The sequence below is a fragment of the Ferroplasma sp. genome, assembly GCF_037442045.1.
Taxonomy (GTDB): Archaea; Thermoplasmatota; Thermoplasmata; order Thermoplasmatales; family Thermoplasmataceae; genus Ferroplasma.
In genome coordinates, this window is record NZ_JBBIRC010000088.1 from 1 (window position 1) to 1,804 (window position 1,804).

At 32.4% G+C, this 1,804-nt stretch carries 2 protein-coding genes; one reads left to right on the forward strand and one right to left on the reverse strand.

The genetic code is table 11. The features are described from left to right. The coding region (locus tag WKI77_RS07570; RefSeq protein WP_337861216.1) for an MFS transporter at positions 1-1,293 on the forward strand (1,293 nt) is incomplete at its 5' end. A gap of 2 nt (positions 1,294-1,295) precedes the next feature. Here the strand turns inward: WKI77_RS07570 and WKI77_RS07575 are convergent. Beyond that, positions 1,296-1,804: glycerophosphodiester phosphodiesterase (locus tag WKI77_RS07575; RefSeq protein WP_337861217.1), on the reverse strand; the 509-nt coding region annotated here is incomplete at its 5' end.

Genomic DNA, 1,804 nt, shown 5'->3' on the forward strand with positions numbered 1-1,804 from the left:
TTAGACGATAGTAAAGTAAAATTATACCATATAAGAATAGCTACTTTATCATCAGCAGGTTCTCTTCTGGATGGTTATGATATTTCTGTAGTTTCTGTTGCAATTCTAATTTTAACTTCTGAATTCAGTTTAAATGCACTTGACCAGACTTTGTTGTTAGGTTCAACATTGATAGGAATGATTTTTGGAGGCGTATTCATAGGATATTTAACAGATAAAAAAGGAAGAAGAAAATTGTATATGCTTGATATGGCTTTATTTATTTTATTTACAGTTTTAACTGCAATATCATTTAATTTTACCGAACTTGTTATTTTTCGATTATTTTTGGGTGTTGCCATAGGGGCAGATTATGCAATAAGCCCAACTATTATAGCAGAATTCGCACCAGTAAAACACAGAGGGCAATTGTTAACATTAAATGGAATGTTCTTTTTTATAGGAGCTGCTATTTCATATTTAGCAGGTTTTCTATTGATTCCAATAGGAGAAATTTCATGGAGGTATCTTTTTTTAATTGGAGTTATCCCTGCAACAATTATATTGGTTTTGAGAACATCTGTTCCTGAATCTCCAAGATGGCTTGCCAACAGGGGAAATTATAATGATGCTGATAAAACAATGGAATCACTGGGGCTTAAAGTCAATAATAATAAAATAGAGCCAGAAAAAAATTCATTTAAAAAATTATTTCAAGGAAAATATTTAAAATATACAATTTTTATTTCCATAATCTGGTTTTCTTTAGACGCAGTTGCGTATGTTCTTGATTTAATAGGCCCTACAATACTGGAATCACTGAAATTATCGGCTTCCGCTGCATCTGGTACGGCAGCCATTGTTGCCATGACAGCAATAGTGGGTGCAGTCATAACCTTATTTTTAATAGATAAAGTTGGAAGGAAACCAATAACTTCTATAGGATTTCTGGGGATGGCAGTTTCATTATTTTTTGCAGCATACAGTTTTATTTATTTTCCGAATTTATTTTTTATTGTTATAATGGTTATTTTATTAGAAATTTTTGAGGAACTTGGGCCAGGGATAACAACTGCAATTTATCCACAGGAACTTTATCCTACAGAAATACGGGCAACAGCACAGGGCTTTGGCACCACAATTAGCAGAATAGGTGCTTTAGTCGGCATTGGATCTTACATGATAATAGCCAGTTACTATGGCAATGGCGGGGGCCTTATATTTTTGTGTGCAGTATCACTGATTGGGTTAATAACCGTTATTTTAATGGGAACGGAAACAAAGAATAAATCACTGGAAGAAACAAGTTCCTGAATTTATTTTTTATTTGTTAATTCCATAACTATATCAGGCCTGTCAGAAGCAATAATATCAATACTGGCATCAATGCACTTTTTTATTTCCTCTTTTGTGTTTGGAGTCCATGCAGCAACTTTAATATTTGCCTCGTGGCATTTATTAACATATTCTTTCGTTAATCCTTCATAATTTAATGATATTATGTCTGCTTTGCAGCTCTTTACCATATACACAGGGTCTACGGGAAAACCAGCCAGTAAAGCCCCTGTAATTATATTTGGAAAATATTTTTTTATTTCCAATAATGCTTCGTGGAAAAATGATATTAAAGCACATCTTTTTGCCAGTTCTGGCCTATCTGTAAACATTTGCAATAAAGCATTTATTATTCCAGGATCTTTTAATTCAATTATTAAATCAATATCAATAAGGTCAAAGATGTCTTCCAAAGCCGGTATATTTTCACCATTTGGCAATTTTATCTTTGAAATTTCATTATATGTTAATTCCGAGATATTTTTATTTA